We start from the raw sequence: 230 nt of genomic DNA on the forward strand, positions 1-230 counted from the left end.
TGACGGCTGCCCAATCCAATGTCCGTGCCCCGCCTCGTTCCTGAATGACCAGCGGAGTACGCTTCGCGTCCGTTTCGCCTGGCGCAGGGGCAACGAGCGACAGCGCATAATTGCTCAATGCCTTGAGCACCCCCTGCGATTCATCCATCACCGCATAAATGCGCTGCTGGCCCCGTTTGGCTTGTTGCACCAATCCTGCGTCCTTGAGCACCTTGAGGTGCTGCGAGACC

General features: G+C 60.4%; 1 protein-coding gene. It reads right to left on the reverse strand.

The features are described 5' to 3' along the window. The coding region (locus SB751_RS35910; protein WP_410749718.1) for a hypothetical protein at positions 1 to 211 on the reverse strand (211 nt) is incomplete at its 3' end. Positions 212 to 230: the final 19 nt, after the last annotated feature.

The organism is Cupriavidus sp. SIMBA_020 (assembly GCF_046535395.1).
GTDB lineage: Bacteria > Pseudomonadota > Gammaproteobacteria > Burkholderiales > Burkholderiaceae > Cupriavidus > Cupriavidus campinensis.